The organism is Hymenobacter yonginensis (assembly GCF_027625995.1).
GTDB classification, from domain to species: domain Bacteria; phylum Bacteroidota; class Bacteroidia; order Cytophagales; family Hymenobacteraceae; genus Hymenobacter; species Hymenobacter yonginensis.
On sequence record NZ_CP115396.1, the window covers coordinates 2,917,858 to 2,935,560 of the forward strand.

General features: G+C 61.2%; 19 protein-coding genes. 10 read left to right on the forward strand and 9 right to left on the reverse strand.

The window, feature by feature from the left end; all coding sequences use genetic code 11:
* Positions 1-139: 139 nt before the first annotated feature.
* The 5 genes from O9Z63_RS12600 (at position 140) to rplS (ending at position 3,562) form a co-directional block, all read left to right on the forward strand.
* On the forward strand, positions 140-895 hold the full coding sequence (locus tag O9Z63_RS12600) for an acyl-CoA desaturase (protein ID WP_270125579.1): 756 nt from the start codon (positions 140-142) through the stop codon (positions 893-895).
* 195 nt (positions 896-1,090) lie between these two features.
* Positions 1,091-1,633 (forward strand): 30S ribosomal protein S16, encoded by a 543-nt coding sequence (locus O9Z63_RS12605; protein ID WP_270125580.1) that lies wholly within the window; start codon positions 1,091-1,093, stop codon positions 1,631-1,633.
* Between the two features lie 114 nt (positions 1,634-1,747).
* Positions 1,748-2,329, forward strand: a complete 582-nt coding sequence (gene rimM / locus O9Z63_RS12610; protein ID WP_270125581.1) for a ribosome maturation factor RimM — start codon at positions 1,748-1,750, stop codon at positions 2,327-2,329.
* 11 nt (positions 2,330-2,340) lie between these two features.
* On the forward strand, positions 2,341-3,018 hold the full coding sequence (gene trmD, locus O9Z63_RS12615; RefSeq protein WP_044016457.1) for a tRNA (guanosine(37)-N1)-methyltransferase TrmD: 678 nt from the start codon (positions 2,341-2,343) through the stop codon (positions 3,016-3,018).
* A gap of 172 nt (positions 3,019-3,190) precedes the next feature.
* Entirely contained in the window at positions 3,191-3,562 is a 372-nt protein-coding gene (gene rplS, locus O9Z63_RS12620; protein WP_044016455.1) for a 50S ribosomal protein L19, read from the forward strand.
* A 319-nt stretch (positions 3,563-3,881) separates the two neighbouring features.
* On the opposite strand, the gene O9Z63_RS12625 is transcribed toward rplS, so the two are convergent.
* Positions 3,882-4,268 carry a hypothetical protein gene (locus O9Z63_RS12625; protein ID WP_270125585.1) on the reverse strand — a complete coding sequence of 129 codons (387 nt, stop codon included), beginning with the start codon at positions 4,266-4,268 and terminating at the stop codon, positions 3,882-3,884.
* Positions 4,269-4,426: 158 nt separating this feature from the next.
* Between O9Z63_RS12625 and O9Z63_RS12630 the strand changes: the two genes are divergently transcribed.
* Together O9Z63_RS12630 and O9Z63_RS12635 are read left to right on the forward strand one after the other, a co-directional pair.
* A complete protein-coding gene (locus O9Z63_RS12630; RefSeq protein ID WP_270125586.1) occupies positions 4,427-7,429 on the forward strand; it encodes a M1 family metallopeptidase in 3,003 nt (1,000 codons plus the stop codon).
* Between the two features lie 10 nt (positions 7,430-7,439).
* Entirely contained in the window at positions 7,440-8,033 is a 594-nt protein-coding gene (locus O9Z63_RS12635; RefSeq protein WP_270125587.1) for an inorganic diphosphatase, read from the forward strand.
* Between the two features lie 284 nt (positions 8,034-8,317).
* Here O9Z63_RS12635 and O9Z63_RS12640 read toward each other — a convergent pair whose 3' ends face one another.
* Positions 8,318-9,025, reverse strand: coding sequence for a DNA repair ATPase (locus O9Z63_RS12640; RefSeq protein ID WP_270125588.1), 708 nt, complete (start codon positions 9,023-9,025; stop codon positions 8,318-8,320).
* 261 nt (positions 9,026-9,286) lie between these two features.
* Between O9Z63_RS12640 and O9Z63_RS12645 the strand changes: the two genes are divergently transcribed.
* From O9Z63_RS12645 to O9Z63_RS12655, 3 genes are all read left to right on the forward strand, one after another.
* A complete protein-coding gene (locus O9Z63_RS12645) occupies positions 9,287-9,694 on the forward strand; it encodes a 6-pyruvoyl trahydropterin synthase family protein (protein ID WP_044016451.1) in 408 nt (135 codons plus the stop codon).
* A complete protein-coding gene (gene folE, locus O9Z63_RS12650) occupies positions 9,687-10,361 on the forward strand; it encodes a GTP cyclohydrolase I FolE (protein ID WP_270125589.1) in 675 nt (224 codons plus the stop codon). The genes O9Z63_RS12645 and folE overlap by 8 nt, the downstream gene beginning before the upstream one ends.
* A 134-nt stretch (positions 10,362-10,495) precedes the next feature.
* Positions 10,496-11,407, forward strand: coding sequence for a TIGR01777 family oxidoreductase (locus tag O9Z63_RS12655; protein WP_270125591.1), 912 nt, complete (start codon positions 10,496-10,498; stop codon positions 11,405-11,407).
* Positions 11,408-11,497: 90 nt separating this feature from the next.
* On the opposite strand, the gene O9Z63_RS12660 is transcribed toward O9Z63_RS12655, so the two are convergent.
* The 7 genes from O9Z63_RS12660 to O9Z63_RS12690 all read right to left on the reverse strand — a co-directional run bounded on the left by O9Z63_RS12660 (position 11,498) and on the right by O9Z63_RS12690 (position 17,647).
* Positions 11,498-13,882, reverse strand: coding sequence for a transglycosylase domain-containing protein (locus tag O9Z63_RS12660; protein ID WP_270125592.1), 2,385 nt, complete (start codon positions 13,880-13,882; stop codon positions 11,498-11,500).
* Positions 13,883-14,035: 153 nt separating this feature from the next.
* Positions 14,036-14,371 carry a hypothetical protein gene (locus O9Z63_RS12665; protein WP_270125593.1) on the reverse strand — a complete coding sequence of 112 codons (336 nt, stop codon included), beginning with the start codon at positions 14,369-14,371 and terminating at the stop codon, positions 14,036-14,038.
* A gap of 18 nt (positions 14,372-14,389) precedes the next feature.
* A complete protein-coding gene (locus tag O9Z63_RS12670) occupies positions 14,390-14,776 on the reverse strand; it encodes a hypothetical protein (protein WP_270125594.1) in 387 nt (128 codons plus the stop codon).
* Positions 14,773-15,297 carry a hypothetical protein gene (locus O9Z63_RS12675; RefSeq protein ID WP_270125596.1) on the reverse strand — a complete coding sequence of 175 codons (525 nt, stop codon included), beginning with the start codon at positions 15,295-15,297 and terminating at the stop codon, positions 14,773-14,775. Before O9Z63_RS12675 ends, O9Z63_RS12670 begins: the two co-directional genes overlap by 4 nt.
* 59 nt (positions 15,298-15,356) lie before the next feature.
* Positions 15,357-15,755, reverse strand: coding sequence for a hypothetical protein (locus tag O9Z63_RS12680; RefSeq protein WP_270125597.1), 399 nt, complete (start codon positions 15,753-15,755; stop codon positions 15,357-15,359).
* Between the two features lie 4 nt (positions 15,756-15,759).
* A complete protein-coding gene (locus O9Z63_RS12685; RefSeq protein ID WP_270125598.1) occupies positions 15,760-15,999 on the reverse strand; it encodes a hypothetical protein in 240 nt (79 codons plus the stop codon).
* 37 nt (positions 16,000-16,036) lie between these two features.
* A complete protein-coding gene (locus tag O9Z63_RS12690) occupies positions 16,037-17,647 on the reverse strand; it encodes a DUF4153 domain-containing protein (protein WP_270125600.1) in 1,611 nt (536 codons plus the stop codon).
* Positions 17,648-17,703 lie beyond the last annotated feature (56 nt).

A 17,703-nucleotide genomic window follows, 5' to 3' on the forward strand; every position in this document is an offset into this window, starting at 1 on the left:
CTTTTATATAGCAAAATTGCGCTACCGCCGAGTGTGGCCGTAGTTTTGTAAAACGGCTTCTGAACTAAACCGTGTCTTTCGGGCTTTTGCGCTCTGACACCGCAGCCGTTCCTGCACTGTTTCTAATCCATTTTGGCCCATGGCAATTCTCGTTTTCTTCATTGCCCATTACTACCTGTCGCTGTTCACGCAGACATTTTTCCTGCACCGCTACGCGGCGCACAAGATGTTTACGATGAACAAGTTCTGGGAGCGTTTCTTCTTCCTGTTCACCTACATCTGCCAGGGCTCTTCGTTCCTGTCGCCGCGGGCGTACGCGCTGCTGCACCGCATGCACCACGCCTACTCCGACACCGAGATGGACCCCCACTCGCCCCACTTCTCCTCGAATGCTTTTTCGATGATGTGGAAGACCAAGGTGATTTACAGCGAAGTAGTGCTCGACAAGCACGACGCAGCCAAGCGCTTTGAAGGCGACACGCCCGAGTGGAGCTGGCTCGACAAGTTCGGCGGCACCGTGTATTCCCGCTTGGGCTGGGGCACGGTCTACGTGCTGTTCTACATCAACTTCGCCACGGCCTGGTGGCAGTACCTGCTGCTGCCGGTGCACTTTCTGATGGGCCCGATTCACGGCGCTATCGTGAACTGGGGCGGCCACAAATACGGCTACCAGAACTTCGACAACCACGACAAGTCGCGCAACACGCTGCCCTTCGACTTCCTGGCTTTCGGCGAGCTGTTCCAGAACAATCACCACAAGCTGCCGATGCGCGTCAACTTCGGCGTGAAGAAATGGGAGCTGGATCCCACCTACTCGGTTATCTGGCTGCTCGATAAGGCCCGCATCGTGAAGGTGAAGCGCAAGTGGCAGGAATCGGTGCCGATGGCCGCTTAACTCCAGATATTTTGTTTGCCCTGAAAAGGCTGTTGCTGACCGGCAACAGCCTTTTCTGTTGCTAGGCAAGGCTGCCCGGGGCGGGCAGGCACTGGTTGAATCTGCGTAATCCTTTCAATCTGCAAAATCTGTGATTACCTTTGCACCTCATTTTCAACCAGACGCACGAGTTGCGTCGCTTAACCAACCCGGTTTATGGCAGTTAAAATCCGCCTCGCCCGTCGCGGCCGCAAAAAGGCCGCTCAGTTCGACATCGTTGTTGCCGATTCGCGCGCTCCGCGTGATGGCCGTTTCATCGAGAAAATCGGTACCTACGACCCCAACACCAACCCCGCTTCCATCAACTTCGATGGCGAGAAGGCGTTTGACTGGATCATGAAAGGTGCCCAGCCTACCGACACGGTACGTGCTATGCTCTCTTACCGCGGTGTGCTCTACCGCAAACACCTGCAACTGGGTGTTATCAAAGGCGCTATTTCGCAGGACGTAGCCGACCAGCGCTACAACGACTGGAAAGAGCAGAAAGACGCTAAAATCGAAGGCAAGCGCACCAACCTCGGCACCGCCAAGGAGGAAGCTCGCAAAGCTGCCCTGGCTGCTGAGACCAAAGTGAAGGAAGCCCGTGCCGAGGCTATCCGCAAGAAAAACACGCCCGCCCCAACGGAAGCTCCGGCTGCTGAAGGCGAAACCACCGAGGCAGAAGCTACGGCCGAAACCACGGACGAAGCCGGCGCTTAGTTTTCTGGTGAATAAGGTATTAGGTGATTAAGTGATTAGGAGTTCTTCAGCCGGCTTGGCTGGGGTCTTTTACCACTTAATCACCTAATTCCTTACTTGCTTAACCACCTCTCCATGACACTCGACGACTATTATCAGCTGGGCTCCATTGGGAAGCCACACGGCCTGAAAGGGTTTGTGGTAGCCTTCCTCGACGTGGACGACCTGCACGCGTACCGCAAGCTGAAGTCGGTATTGCTGGAGATGCCCACGGCCCCCGGCAAGCTGGTGTCGTATGATGTGGAGAAGCTGCAGCCGCAAGCCAACGAGCGCGCCCTGCTCAAGCTCAAAGGTATCGACCGGATTGAGGAAGCCGAGCCCCTGCGCAACGCCAAGCTCTACCGCCCCCTGCAGGAGCTGCCGGCGCTGGCCGCCGACCAGTTCTACTTTCACGACGTCATCGGTTACACGGTGCTCGACGCGAAGCTGGGCACGCTGGGCATCGTAGAAACCTTCTACGAGCTGCCTCAGCAGGACGTGCTGGCCATGCGCTACCAGGGCCAGGAAGTGCTGATTCCGGTGGTGGACGAGTTGGTGTCGCACGCCGACCAAGCCACCAAGACGCTGCACGTCACGCTGCCCGAAGGGCTGCTGGACGTGTATCTGCTGCCTTCCTCGCGCGAGCAGGACGAGCCCGACGAAACCGAAGAAGCCTAGTTCCGGCCATCATGCGCATCGACATCGTCACGTGCCAGCCGGATTTGCTGATCAGCCCCTTCGCGCACTCCATCGTGAAACGCGCGCAGGACAAAGGGCTGGTGGAAATCCATCTGCACGATCTGCGCCGCTATGCCATCAACAAGCACGGCCAGATTGACGACTATGTGTTTGGCGGCGGCGCCGGCATGGTATTGCGGGTAGAGCCCATTGCGGCCTGCTTCGATGCCCTGCTGGCCGAGCGCAGCTACGACGCCATCATCTACCTCACGCCCGACGGTGAAACCCTACGGCAGCCTCTGGCCAACCGCCTCTCTTTGGCGGGCAACCTGCTGCTGCTGTGCGGGCACTACAAGGGCGTAGATGAGCGGATCCGGCAAGCCTACATCACCCACGAAATCAGCATCGGTGACTACGTACTGAGCGGGGGCGAGATGGGCGCGGCGGTGCTTGTGGATGCGGTGGTGCGGCTGTTGCCGGGCGTGCTGGGCAACGAAGAATCGGCGCTCAGCGACTCGTTTCAGGACAACCTGCTGGCGCCGCCCGTGTACACCCGCCCAGCGGAGTGGCGTGGGCTGCCGGTTCCGGAAATCCTGCTCTCCGGCAATACCCCCAAGATTGATGTCTGGCGGCACGACCAGGCGCTGGAAAGAACCCAGCACCGCCGCCCAGACCTGCTAAATGGCTAGCTGAATTGAATGGTTGACTAGTTACCCGGTTGCCTACCCCTTGAACGGCCAAGCATTCAGGTATTTACCCATTCAATATTTCAGCTTGCAATCCTAAAAACAGAGGGCTATATTTGCACCTCTTTACCCGAAACCCCAGACGGCGCGGCCGTCCTTCACAGTTTTTTCAGCCATGAGCGTACTACTCGATTTTATTCAGCAGGAATCCCAGGAGCGCCGCGCCAGCTTCCCCGCCTTTGCTGCCGGCGACACCGTTAACGTACACGTTAAGATTCGCGAGGGCAACAAGGAGCGCATTCAGCAGTTCCAAGGCGTTGTAATTCAGCGCAAAAACAGCAACTCCAACGGCGAAACCTTCACCGTTCGTAAGATTTCCAACCAGATCGGTACTGAGCGTATCTTCCCCCTGCTGTCGCCTAACATCGACAAAGTGGAAGTAATCCGTCGTGGTAAAGTACGTCGTGCCCGTCTGTTCTACCTGCGTGGCCTGTCGGGCAAAGCAGCTCGTATCAAGGAGAAGCGTCGCACGGTGGTTGCCGCTTAAGTCTTTCGACTTTCCTATACCGGCAAGGGCCGGCTTCTCCCAGGAGAGGCCGGCCCTTGCTTTTTTGTTGCCTGCCGTTGGTGTGCTTACTGCTAGCTAGTAAGCCGTTCAGGAAGCTATATAATAAACTAGCACGTCATGCAGAGCGCAGCGAAGCATCTCGCGTGCTGACACAGGAGTAGTGTTGCAACGTCAGCATGCGAGATGCTCCGCTGCGCTCTGCACGACGTGCTATCTTGTTCTGAAAGCCTTTTGAGGCACAAAAAAAGGCGCTTCCGAAAGGAAGCGCCTTTTTGGCTATCAGGTGGTCATCTTGCGCTTACTCGGCCGACTGGGCGCCCGACATCTGCTTGGCAGCGGCGCTCAGGGCTTCGCCCAGCTTGGTCACGCGCTCAGCGGTGTTGGGGTTCTCGGCGAATACGGCCGATTTGGTGGTGTTGGTGCCGAGGCGGGCCAGCAGCTTGCCTACCAGGTCCTTGTCGATGCCGCCACCGTTGAAGTGGGCCTTCAGGTCCTGCAGGTCTACTACAATCTGGTGCAGCTCAGGGTTATTGACATCCTTCAGATCTTCAATCCAGCGCTGGAAGTGGTTGTCGATACCGGAACGATCCGCTTCTTCCTGCAGGTCGCTGCCGAGGATTTTTACGGCGCCGTCGAGGTGGTTCTGGTGCTGGGTGTCGTCTTTGGGCTGCTTATGGAATGACATGTCGGAGAAATTTGGCTGCCGGCACTAGGCGGCAGGGTGAAACATATGGGCCAACAAACGCAAGGGGTTAAGGAAAGGTTATGCCGCGGCCGGGCCGCAATACGCAGCAGACCCTTACTTTCGTTTCCTGGTTGTCGTTTCGCCTGTTGCTGCTTTGTATGAAAAAATTTCTGGTTGGCTGTAGCCTGTTGCTCCTGTCCCTTTGCGCTGCGGCGCAGCCCTCGGCGCCGGCCCGAAGCGCGGCCCCCTACTGGCAGCAGCAGGTCAGCTACTCCATCGACGTCACGCTCGACGACAAGCAGCACCAGCTGACAGGCCGGGAGGAGCTGGTGTACACCAACAATTCGCCCGACGCGCTGCCCTATATCTGGTTTCATCTGTGGCCGAATGCCTACCGCGACGACAACACGGCCTTCGCCCGGCAGCAGCTGCGCAACGGCAGCCGCAAGTTTCACTTCGCCACCCCAGAGCAGCGCGGCTACATCGACCAGCTCGACTTCCAGGTGAACGGCCAGCCAGCCAAGCTGGAGCTGGACCCTGAGAATCCCGACATGGCCAAGCTGCTGCTGCCGCAGCGGCTGGCGCCCGGAGCCAGCACCACCATCAGCACGCCGTTTCGGGTGAAGATTCCGGATTCCTTCTCGCGCTTCGGCCACGTCGAGCAGAGCTACCAGATTACGCAGTGGTACCCCAAGCCCGCCGTGTACGACCGGCGCGGCTGGCACGCCATGCCCTACCTCGACCAGGGAGAGTTCTATTCGGAGTTCGGCTCGTTTGACGTGCGCATCACGCTGCCGGCCAACTACACGGTAGGCGCCACGGGCGTACTCCAGAACCCCGAGGAGCAGCAGCGCCTGCGCCAGCTGGCAGCAGCGGAACTTCCTATAAACGGAAATTCCAGTACGCCTCCCCAGTCCATGAAAGCCGAGCCTGACCTGACGTTCCCGGTTTCGGTGGCCGAAACCAAAACCCTGCGCTACGTGCAGGACCGGGTCCACGACTTCGCCTGGTTTGCTGACAAGCGCTTCAATGTGCGTAAAAGCGCCGTGACGCTGCCCTCGGGCCGCGTGGTAGATACGTGGGTGATGTTCACCAACAAGGAGGCCGAGAAGTGGGTGAAAGGCCTGCAGGATGTAGATTCGGCGGTGGTATACTACTCGCGCTGGGTGGGCGAGTACCCGTACAGCGCCGCTACGGCCGTAGATGGCGCCCTGAGCGCCGGCTCGGGCATGGAGTACCCGATGGTTACCGTCACGCAGCCCTCGGCCATTGTGCACGAGGTGGGCCACAACTGGTTCTACGGCATCCTGGGCACCAACGAGCGGGATTTTGCCTGGATGGATGAGGGCGTGAACTCCTACGTGGAAAACCGCGTGGCTGCCCGCAACGGCGAGCAGGCCGGCGGCCTGCTGGGCTTGCCCACCAAAGGCGCCGCAGCCACTGCCCTCACCCTCGACGGCCTGCCCGAAGCGGCCCTCAACTACATTCCGTACCAGGCCATGGCCAGCCGCAGCCTCGACCAGCCCGTCACCAACTTCGCCTCCGCCGACTACGGCAAGCTCAACTACGGCATCATCGTGTACGGCAAAACGGCCTCGCTGCTGCAGTATCTGGCGGCCTACCTGGGCCAGGCCAGGTTCGATGAGGCCATGCAGGCCTACTACGCCCGCTGGCAGTTCCGCCACCCCTACCCTGAGGACATGCAGGCCGTGTTTGAGGAAGTGGCAGGCCAGAAGCTGGGCTGGTTTTTCAACGACATGCTCAACGGCCAGAACCGCTACAACGCCGTGCTGTCGAAGTCGAAGCTGGAGAAGGGCCAGCGCAAGGTGCTGGTCCGCAACGACTCGCCGGCGCCGTTTCCGTTTCCGGTAGCCAGCCTTGACGCCAGCGGCCGGGTGCTGGAAACCCAGTGGACCAAACCCTTTGCCCGCACCGACGAGTCGGACGACGCCGTGCTGCGCTTCCGCGACGAGAACGTAGCCAGCCTGGTGGTCGACCCCGACTACCTTACGCCCCAACTCAACCGCCGCGACGACCACCTGAAAACGACCGGCTCCTTCCGGGCGCTGGAGCGCATCCGGCTGCGGCCCATCCTTAGCCCCGAGCGCTGGGATCAGGCCGCCATCAACTGGCTGCCAGTGGTGGGCGCCAACACGTCGGACAAGTTTATGCTGGGCGCGGCTTTTTACAACAGCCCGCTCAACGTCAAGAAGTTCAGCTACCTGGCGATGCCGATGTACAGCTTCAACCAGAAGGAGCTGAACGGCATCGGCATGCTGAACCTCAACATCCTGCCGGAGCGCATCACGCGCCGGGCCGTGGTGGGCGTACAGTTTCAGCGATTTGAGCGCTACCAGAAGGTCGAGCCCAGCCTGACGCTGTCGTTCCCGCACTCGGCCTTCAACGCGCCGCAGCACACCGTCAGGCTGGCCAATACGGCCATTGAAAACCAGGACGCCGGCACCACCAGCAGCATTCAGTCGCTGGAGTACGGTTTCCGGGCCGGCAATGCCCTCTACCGCTGGGATGCCCACGCCGAGTTCAACTATCTCACCCCCGACCTAGCCAACGACAACGTGCGCGCCGATGCGGCCCTGCTGCGGGCCGAGGCCAGCTACCTGCGCTACTACTCGCCCAAGAAGACCTTCTCGGTGCGGGTGTTCGGCGGGGCTTTCCTCAACAAAGCCAACGACACGCCCTTCGTCATCGGGCTGAGCGGCAGCCCCGACTACCGCCGCCAGACCGTGTTCCTGGACCGGCAGCAGATTTCGCCCAGCCTGGCAGCCCAGCAGCACCAGTTTGATGGCCGCGACGGCGCTTTCAAGGCCTATCTGCCCGCCAGCAGCAGCCGCTGGCTCACCACGCTCAACCTGCAGGCTGATCTGCCCGTGACGCCGTTCGGGGTGTTTGCTGACTTCGGCATGACCAAGGAGCAGAACCAGGTAGCCGCCGGCCGCAGCCCGCAGCGGGCCTACTACGATGCCGGCCTGTCGTTGCCGCTGTTCAACAAGCTGCTGAGCTTCTACCTGCCGCTGGCCGGCTCGCAGTACGAAAACGGCCTGCCTGGCAGCCGCCGCGCCCTCACCAACCAGCTCCGCTTTGTGCTGCGCCTCGACCAGCTCAGCCCCTTCCGGCTGCTGGACGAGCAGCTGGCCCAGTAACCGCTAGCGTATGCGCCTTTCCGCTTTGCTGACCCTCACCGCGCTGGCCGCCGCGCCGCTCACCGGCTGCCAGACCCGCCCCGACGACCTGCCGACCTTCTCGCCGGAGCGCAAGCTGCTGCAGGTAGTGGTGGAAATGCCGGCCGGCACCAACCACGCCCAGCGCTACGACGCCACCCAGCACCAGTTCGTGCCCGAGCGCCGCGCCGGCCTCGACCACGTAGTGGAGTTTCTGCCCTGTCCCGGCAACAGCGGCTTCATCCCGGGCACGGCCACCGACGCCCCCTCGGCCCGGCCCCTGGCGGCGCTGGTGCTCTGCGAAGCGCAGCCGGCCGGCACCGTGCTGGAAGTGCTGCCCATCGGCCTCGTCACGCTCGACGACAACGGCCTGATGCGCCCCATCGTGCTGGCCGTGCCGGCCCGGCCCAGCCAGCAGATTCTGCCGGCCGTGGTCAGCTGGCAGGACCTGACTTCGCGCTACCCTGGTGCGCGGGAGGTGCTGCGGCAGTGGTTTCAGCACCAGGGCCGGCCCGGCGAAGTGCGCATCGTGAGCTGGAAAGACGAAAAAGCCGTCGAGCAGCAGGTGCGCCAGGCCATGAACTAGAATCGCTGATTTGCGCTGATTGAGGTGATTTCGCTGATTTTTTTTGACTGGTAAGTACGTAGCGCTGTTACCACGCCCGAAACCTGACCGGATGGTGGTGTTCAGGCAACTCCAGGCGGCACAGTACAACTCCAAGCAGCACAGCACAACTCCTGGCGGCACACTACAACTCCAGGCAGCACGCCACAAAAAAAGCCGCCCTGCAGGGGCGGCTTTTTGTTTTCGTTGGTGATTTCACGAACTAAAAAATCAGCGAAATCAATTCCATCAGCGAGAATCAGCGATTACTCGATTTTGGTCATGCGCTCCTTTACGGCTTCCAGCGCTACGCGCATGTTCACAATGTCGGCGCGGGCAGCTTCCTGCTCTTTCAGGTTCAGGTCGATCAGGTTGTTGTACTGCAGCAACTCAGCGGCGTTCTGGGCCAGCTGCTGCTGAATTTCAGCCTTGCGCAGCTTGTTCTTTTCGATGTCCTTTTTGATGGCATCCGACTTCTGGATAACCGCCATGTGGTTGTTCTGCGACGATACGAGCGAGCGTTCGGCTTCGGCTACCTGCACGGCCAAGTCTTCGCGGTAGAGCATGCGGGCGAAATCCTTGAGGTATTTCTCGGCCGATTTCCACTGCACGGGCGTGGCATCCTTGCCCAGGTAGGCGTTGCCCAGGTCGATAGACCACCATACCGACGTACCGGTTGGGGTGGCATCCACCTTGCTGATCACGCGGATTGGCGTTTTGGAAATGTCTTCAATCACCACACCATCCATGGAGTAAACGCCTTTATCGGCCTTTACTTTGCTGCCGAACTGCGTGTCGAGCTGCTTTTTCCAGGAATCATCAACCCGCTTGCTGTCCAGCTGAATCGTTACCCGTTGGCCTTTGCGCGGAATGCCTTTGATGGCCATATCCGTCTCATCGACGGGGGATTTCTGCGCGTAGCCAGTCACCGACAGCACTAACATCAGCAGAGAGAGGAGTACGCCTTTTTTCATGTGTATGAAGGGGTTAAGAAGAGGGGGATTCTCAATTATGTCCGGTTTTCCTATTCCGGCTCACCAAATTTAACCACTGCCTTTTCATCTGCCTATGGGCTCTGGGCTTTTTTTCGGTTGAAATACACTTTTATTAAATAGATTATACTGAATACTGTTTAACTACTAAAAATACCATTTATAGGCCTTATTTCACGCCTGTCTGATATATTGGCTGGTACGAATGCTGAACAAAAGCAATTTTTCCTGGTTAGCCCAACTATGTCCGTAACCGTCTGCCGCAAAGAACATTTCAATGCTGCCCACCGCCTGCACAACCCGGCCTGGAGCCCGGAACAAAACCAGCAGGTGTTCGGCAAATGCAACAACCCCAGCTACCATGGGCACAATTATGAGTTGATTGTGCGCCTGACCGGCGAAATCGACCCGGACACGGGCTACGTGTACGATATGAAGCGCCTGAGTGACCTCATTAAGCGCGAGATTCTGGATACCTTTGACCACCGGAACCTCAACCTCGACACCGAAGAATTCCGTCACTTAAATCCTACTGCCGAGAACATGGCGGTAGTCATCTGGAACCGGCTGCGGACCCATATTGAATCCCGGCTGGCCCTCTCGGTTACCCTGTATGAAACCGAGCGCAACTTTGTAGAATATCATGGCTAATTCTGTGCCCGCGCCGGACGGCGACCTACGCCTCACCACCGACGCGCACCTGCCCTCCGATTTGCATACCCCCCTCCGCCCCGATGCCTTCGCGCTGAGCGACGACGAAAAGATTGCCGGTATCACGGAGCACTTCCGCGAAATCATGCAGCTGCTGGGCCTCGACCTGACCGACGACAGCCTGGCGGGCACCCCGCGCCGGGTGGCCAAGATGTATGTGCAGGAGTGGTTCCGGGGCCTCAACCCCGAGCACCGCCCCGAGGTGCGGCTGTTTGAGAACCGCTACCAGTACTCGCAGCTGCTGCTGGAGCGCGACATCACACTGTTTTCGTGCTGCGAGCACCACTTCGTGCCCATCATCGGGAAGGCGCACGTGGCCTACCTGCCCGGCGACAACGTGGTGGGGCTTAGCAAGCTCAACCGGGTGGTGCAGTACTATGCCCGCCGCCCGCAGGTGCAGGAGCGCCTCACGCGCCAGATTGCCGAGGAGCTCAAGCAGACCCTGCACACCGACAATGTGGCCGTACTCATTGAGGCCGACCACCTATGCGTGATGAGCCGCGGCGTAAATGACACCAGCAGCTCGACCATCACGGCCGAGTACAGCGGGGCCTTCAAGGAAGACGCCACGCTCCGCGCCGAATTTCTCCGCTTGCTCGGCAAATGAGTTCCGGCTTTCTGCTTACTTGTCTCTAGCTTTGACGAACCCGCCACCGCGGCTGCCACTAGCGGCCCGGTCGGTTTCGCCAACGGCGCGCCCAGCACGCAGAAAAACGGCACACGCACCAGAACCTCCCCACAATGTCCCGAAAAGTTCTCATCAGCGGCGGTACCGGCATGATTGGTACCCGCCTTGCCGAGATGCTCATTGATGCCGGCTACGAAGTAGCGCTGCTCAGCCGGCAGCCCGCCAACAGCCACTACCGCAGCTTCCGCTGGGACCCGCGCGCCGGCACCATCGATGAGGCCGCCATTCCCTACGCCGATTACGTGGTGAACCTGGCCGGTTCCAGCGTGTCGGACGGCAAGTGGACCGATGAGCGCAAGCGCGACATCATGACCAGCCGCCTCGGCGGCACGACGTTGCTGGCCCGCGAGCTGGCCAAGCCCGGCCACCACGTCCGGGCCTTCGTGTCGGCCTCGGCCATCGGCATCTATGGCGACAGCGCCGACCGGGTGGTGAACGAGGAAACGCCCGCCGCGTCTGCCGACGACTTCCTGGCCGACGTGTCGCGACAGTGGGAGCTGGCGGCGCAGGACGTGGAGAAGCTGGGCATCCGCACCGTAATCAGCCGCATCGGCATCGTGCTCAGTCCCGAGGGCGGCGCGCTGGTGCCGCTGGCCCGCACCGTGAAGCTGATGGCCGGCGCCCCGCTGGGCTCGGGCCGGCAGTTTATGTCCTGGATTCACCTCGACGATTTGTGCCGCCTGCTTATCCAGATGCTGGAGGAGCCAAAATGGGAAGGTATCTACAACGCCGTGGCCCCGCACCCAGTCACGAACGAGGAATTCACCAAGACTCTGGCCGACGTGCTGCACCGCCCGCTGGTGCTGCCCAAAGTGCCGGAATTTGCCCTGAACCTGATGATGGGCGAGATGAGCGAAATCGTGCTGGCCTCGCAGCGCGTGAGTGCCGAGAAGGTACTGCGCCAGGGCTTCACGTTTGAGTACCCGAACCTGAAGCCGGCCCTGGAATCGTTCTACGGCGAGTAGAGCCGACTTTACCCCATTCGCCCCATACAGCAGCGCCCGACTTTGGAAAAGGCCGGGCGCTGCTGTATTCAGGGAAATCAGGCAGAAGGCTTACAAGCTGTCCGGCACAGCCAGCGGGGTTTCGGCGTTGTTGAGCTGCTCCAGCAGGTTGTCGGCCACGATGGTATCCACGGATTCTGCGCGGCGGCGGCGCGGCTCCGATTCGCTCACGCAGATATACTTGCGGGAGATTTTGCCGGGGTATTTCGGAAACGGGCCCATGGTGATGCCCAGGTCCTCGTCTTCGTAGACCTTCTCCATGTACTTGCCGAAAATGGGCAGAGCCGTGCGGCCGCCTTCGCCCTGCTGCGAGCCCTGGAAGTGGATGCTACGGTCTTCGCCGCCCACCCACACGCCGGTCACGAGGTCTTTGCTGACGCCCATGTACCAACCGTCGGAGTAGTTGGAGGTGGTACCGGTTTTGCCGCCGATCTGGTTGTCTTTCTTCCACAGCTCGTACTCCCACAGCGCCTGTGAGGTGCCGCCGGGCTCGTCCATGCCGCCGCGCAGCATGTAGAGCATCAGCCACGCCGTTTCTGAGGGTATAGCGCGCCGCTGCTTAGGGTCGAACTGCTTTATCACGTTGCCATTGCGGTCCTCGATGCGTGTCACAATCATCGGCTCGCTCTGGAATCCCTGGTTGACGAAGGTGCTGTAGGCATTTACCATCTCGTACACGCTCACATCACCGCCCGAGCCCAGGCCGATGCTGGGCACCGACAGCAGCGGGCTCTTGATGCCCACTTTGTGTGCGTATTTGGCCACGTTGGCCCAGCCCACGCGCTCCGTAAGCTGCGCCGTGACGGAGTTTACGGAGCGGGCCATGGCGTGGCGCAGCGTCATGTTGATGCCGGTGTACTCGCGGGTCACGTTGTCGGGCTTCCACTCCATCGGCTTGCCATCTTCCACGTAGTTGATGGTCACCCGCTCATCCCGAATTCGGTCGCAGGGGGCGTAGCCGTTGTCGAGGGCCGTGAGATAGACGAAGGGCTTGAAGGTGGATCCGGCCTGACGCTTGCCCTGCTTCACGTGGTCGTACTGGAAGAACTGGTAGTCGAGGCCGCCCACCCAGGCCTTGATCTGCCCGGTGAAGGGGTCCATGCTCATCATGCCGGCGTGCAGGAAGTGCTTGTAGTAAGCCAGCGAGTCGAGGGGCGAGAGCAGCAGCGTGGTGTCGCCGTCGCCTTTCCAGGTGAAGACTTTGGTGGGATGCTTGGCGTTGAGGGCCTGCTCCAGCAGGTCGGGGCGGCCTTTGTAGCGGGCAGCCAGCTCCTTATATTGCTCGGTGCGCTTCATCTGGGTTTCGATGAAGCCTGGAATTTCATTGCCATCCTCGTCCACCCAGGGGTTGGAGTTGCGGTTTTTCCAGAACCGGTCGAACTGCTGCTGCAGCCGCTTCATGCGGTCCTGCACCGACTCCTCGGCATACTGCTGCATCCGCGAGTCGATGGTGGTGTAGATCTTGAGGCCGTCGCGGTACATGTCGTAGCCGTTCTTCTCACACCACTCGTTCACGAACTGGCTCACGGCACCACGGAAGTAAGTAGGCGGGCCGTCGATATGCTTTTCCACCTGGTATTTCAGGGCAATGGGCTGCTGCTGCAGCGCGGCCACCTCGGTGGCGGGCAGCATGCCGGCCTGGCCCATGCGCGTGAGCACCAGGTTGCGGCGCTTGCGGGCGGCCTCGGGGTGGAAGCGCGGGTTGTAGGCGGTGGGGTTGTTGAGCATGCCCACCAGCATGGCGGCCTGGTCGGCGGTGAGGCTATCGGGCGAGGTGCTGTAGAAGGTTTTGGCGGCCACCTTGATGCCATAGGCCTTGGAGCCGTATTCCACGGTGTTGAAGTACATCCGCAGGATTTCCTCCTTGGTGTAGCGCCGCTCCAGCTCCACGGCCGTCAGCCACTCCTTGGTTTTGCTGACCAGCGTGCTTACCACCGGAATGTAGCCCAGGCCGCCCCGGGTTTCGCCGCGGCGGGTGTTGTAGAGGTTTTTGGCCAGCTGCTGGGTGATGGTAGAGCCGCCGCCGCTCTTGTTGCCGGTCACGACGCCCGACGCGGCGCGGGCCAGCGCCGTCAGGTCGATGCCGGAGTGCTCGTAGTAGCGCACGTCTTCGGTGGCTACCAGGGCCTTGATCAGCAGCGGCGACATCTTGCTCAGCGGCACCGGCACGCGGTTTTCGCGGAAGTATTTGCCGATGAGCACGCCGTCGGCAGTGTAGATTTCGGACGGCTGCTCCACCTTGGGGTCTTCCAGCTCTTCCAGGCTCGGCGACTTGCCGAAGAGGAATAGGAAGTTCATGCTGACCAGGATGGGATAGAGCAGGAAAAAGCCCACGCCCATCACAAACACAGCCCAGGCAGCCCGCGACAGGCGGTTCGACCAGGGCCGGCGCGGCCGGGGAGCGGGGTTTGTCTTCGGAGCTTGCGGAGCGGACATGCGGGGTAATTAGGGCGGCAGGCTGGCGGAGCAGCCGCCAAAGGAACCACAAATATACCAGATAGGTGCGGCCCCGGCCGTGCGAAAAGTACCAAACATCATGGCCGCCCCGCGCTTAGCGGGCTGTGCGGCCGGCAGCCAATCTCCTACCGCTCAAGCCAACAGCAGTATCACTACCAACATCAAGGCCAGCCCTGCCATGACCACTGTGGCTACGCCGGACCCAATACACCACACCAGCCGCCAGCCCGGATGCTCTATCAGCAGGGTGATGCGCCACAGCCACAGCATCGTCAGGAAAGGAACCAGCAACAGGCCCATCTTCCAGACTACATGCGCCACTCGCACTGCGGCCGGAGTATTCGGGAAAAGCTCTTTTTCGAGCTTGATACTGAAGATGGCCCCTGCAAACAGGCTCACCACCCACCACAGCGCGGTAGGCAGCTGGCGTAGGGCACGGGCGGCGAAGAGTTGCAGGGAGTTTAGCATACAGGCAACACGCAGAACTTACCCGAACATACTGTCGCCATCAGTGCGGGGCTCAAACTCGAATGGAACCGCCATCAGCAAGAGGAAAAGCGCCAGCACAAGCACCTGCCCGATACCCAGCAACAGCAGCAACACCGATGCTATCCGTTGCAAGTGAGCCGGCCAGCCGGGTTGCGCATGGCGGGCGGCGGCTTGCTTCAGCAGGTAGCTGGCCAGGAACGGAAACAGCAGCATGCACGGACCGCCCACCCACACCAGCAGGCTGGTGAGTACCAGAAAGGCATTGTGCGACGTGGGCAGCAGGCCGCTTAGCACCATAGTTGTAGCGCTGCCCGCCGCTACCACCCGAAACAGCCGCTGTGCCAGCGTCGCATGCTCGGGCCACAGAAGTTGCAGCCAGCTCATACCTGGGCCTCCCCTTCCTGCGCTTCATAAAAGCCGATCTGCCGGCGCAAAGGCTCCAGATCGTGAGCGGCGTACTCAGTGAGGCGCCAGTGGCGAACAGGCTGAGTGCGCCGGCCACGGCGGTAGTGCGCGGCCAGTTGCGGCCACAGTTCCGGTGTGAGCAGGCCCAGCGCCAGAAACCCCACGCTCGTAACCGAAAGGTCGCCGTTGCCGCACATGAAGGCTTTAAGCTTGAGCTCGTCTTCCGGCGTCATGTCGTAGCCGAGCAGCACGTGTTTGAGGTCGTGGTCTTCGTAGTGCGGGATGAGCTGTAGCTGGTGGCGCTGGAGCAAGTCGGCCACGCCGCGTCCCAGTGTACCGGGCGGTAGCGTCTGCAGATACTGCTGCTGCACGGTCACGTTCTGGCAGCCATACAGGCGCTGAAAAATCGGAATCAGAAACGAGGTGCGGGCGTGCTCGATGGTTTTGCGCGCCAGCTGCTGGTAGCGGTTCAGGGGTGCTGTAGTGGGAAGTTGAGGCATGGATTGGAAGTCAAATAGCCAAAAGAAAATCGAATCAACAGGAAGCCGAAGGCAGAAAATCAGCTCAAAACAGAGACCAGCAGCAAAGCCAGAAAGAACCCAGCCACTATCATCACCAAATGGAAAACCAGGCACAATGCCAGCACCAAGCCACGCTTGAACTCTATCTGCATTGGTTCGGCCAACCACATCGGACCGGTGGCCCACCGCCACACGATGTAGCTGCTCCATAAGGGGGCTGCAGCCAAAGCGTAGCATGCTATGCCCAGCAAGTCGTTATAGCTCTGCCAGTCACCGGTACCCGACAGATACCAGCTTGGCAGAATCAGCATCACCCACAGCACGGCGCACACGGCTATCAGAACGCTCAGGGCGCGGCCGGCGGAAGGTGGAGCCGGCGGCCGGAGTTGGTAGCCGGATTTTGGGAAGTCGTCGGGTAGGATCCGCATGGTCGTCATGGCGTTAAAGGCTGGCCAGTGCGGCCGCCCCCTGCGGCGACCAGAGCATCATCAGCGAAAACACCGCGCCCAGCAGCAGGAGCAGCAGCACGCTGGTAACGGGCAGCACGGCCCGCACCAGGCGCAGGCGGCGCGAATCGGGGTCGGCGGCGCGCTCCTGCCAAGCCAGCAGGCCGGCCAGCGCCGCTACGGCGCCGGCACAAATCAGTAGGGCGACGATGGTAAGGGAGAATTGCAGCAGCATGGGATGGTGGGTTTGTGGGGTGATGGATTCGTGGGTTTTAGTGGCTGATGGCCTGGTAGGCCTGCCAGTCGGCGGCGGTGTAGCTGGGCCAGTGGCGGGCTTCCTGCAGGGCGCGGAATTCCTGCAGCCGCTGGCGTAGGCGGCGCTGGGCTTCTTCGGGGCTTAGGCTGGTCCAGGTGCCGTCGTAGGCTTCGTGCACGAGGTGGCGGTGGGTCAGCACGTCTTCGTGGGCGGCCAGCTCGGGCAGCACCCGGTCGGGCATGTCCAGCAGGAAGCCGTAGTCGAGGGTGTGGAGTTGGGGGCGCAGGTTGTAGCGCGCAATCCAGATTTCCCAGTTTCCGACCGCAAAGCCCAGCAGCAGCAGGTAGGCGGCCAGCGCATTGAGGCGCACCAGCGAGTAGGCCGAGCGGCGCTGCCAGATCTTGAACAGCACCGTGGCCAGCCCGAAAAAGGTCAGCAGCAGAAACCCGTACACCCCAATGCGCTTGTATGCCAGGCCCGTGTGCAGGATGTAGTAGTAGTTGCGCAAGCCCACCGACACGGCCAGCACCGCGTTCTGCAGCACCCACACCGTGGCCAGGCTGCGCAGCACCGGCAGGCCGGGCTTATAGAAATTCAGGTTGCGGCGGAAAAACCACAGCACAATGCCCATGGCCACCAGAATGCTCAGGATGAGTACGTAGGTGCCTTCGTGCACAAACTGCGTGAGGTCGAAGCCCGGAGCCGGCTCGAAGCCAAACCACAGCCAGTTGATGTCGATGGCGTTGACGGCCAGCAGCAGCACGTTCACGAGCACCAGCAAACTGAGCGCCACCAAGTATTCCTTGCGCAGGTCGAGGGCCCGGAAGCGCTGCTCCCGGAAATCGGGCTGGCGCACTCCGAACGAAGCCACCCGGTTGCGCTGCCGCCGGATGAACTCGCCGAAGCGTGACTCGGTATCGGCGAAGTAGTGCACTGGCACAAGCACCAGCGCTGCCCCGGTCAGCAGCAAGCCCAGCCCGAAAAACAGCAGGTGCGGCACCGAGAAGTTGGCAAAAAGCGCCGCCAGCCACTCCCCTGCCCAGTCGAGCACCTGGCTGGCCGCCGCCTCGTAGCGCGGATTAGCAATCAGAAACAACACGTGAAACACGCCCAGCGCCAGCAGCGGCACGCCCAACAGCCGCCCGTAGTACCAGCTGCGGCCGAAGCGGCTGCCCAGGTCGCCGGGCAGGCGCAGTAGCGTGAGCAGGCGCGGCACCACCTGCCAAGCGCTGGCCAGCGCCGTCGCCAGCGCATACGCCACCAGCCGCAGGTGGGGCTGGTTCACGAAGCCCAGCCACACTGCCAACGACGCTACGCAGGCCAGCAGTGCCGCCCCCGAGCCGTACCAGGCCACCATGGCTGCACTCAGCAGCGTGCCCGCCAGCGCCAGCCGAAAACCGCCGGAGCGCCACTGCGGCGCGTGCCGGGGCAGGCCGGCCACCGTCGCGCCCACCACCAGCAGCGTGTAGAGCAGCATGTTCAGGCCGGCCCGCTCGTGCCAGAACAGCAGATCGAAGACGATGGCGCCCACCGGCAGCGCCACTTTTTGCAGGGTACTGAGCGTGAGGCGCGGCGCCGGCGCGGGGCCGGTAAAATCGGCAGCAGAAACAGGCAGTGAGGGATTCATGGAAAAATTGCGTGAAGTGAAAAAGTAAACTGGCTGGTGCCGCAACGTCTGATTAG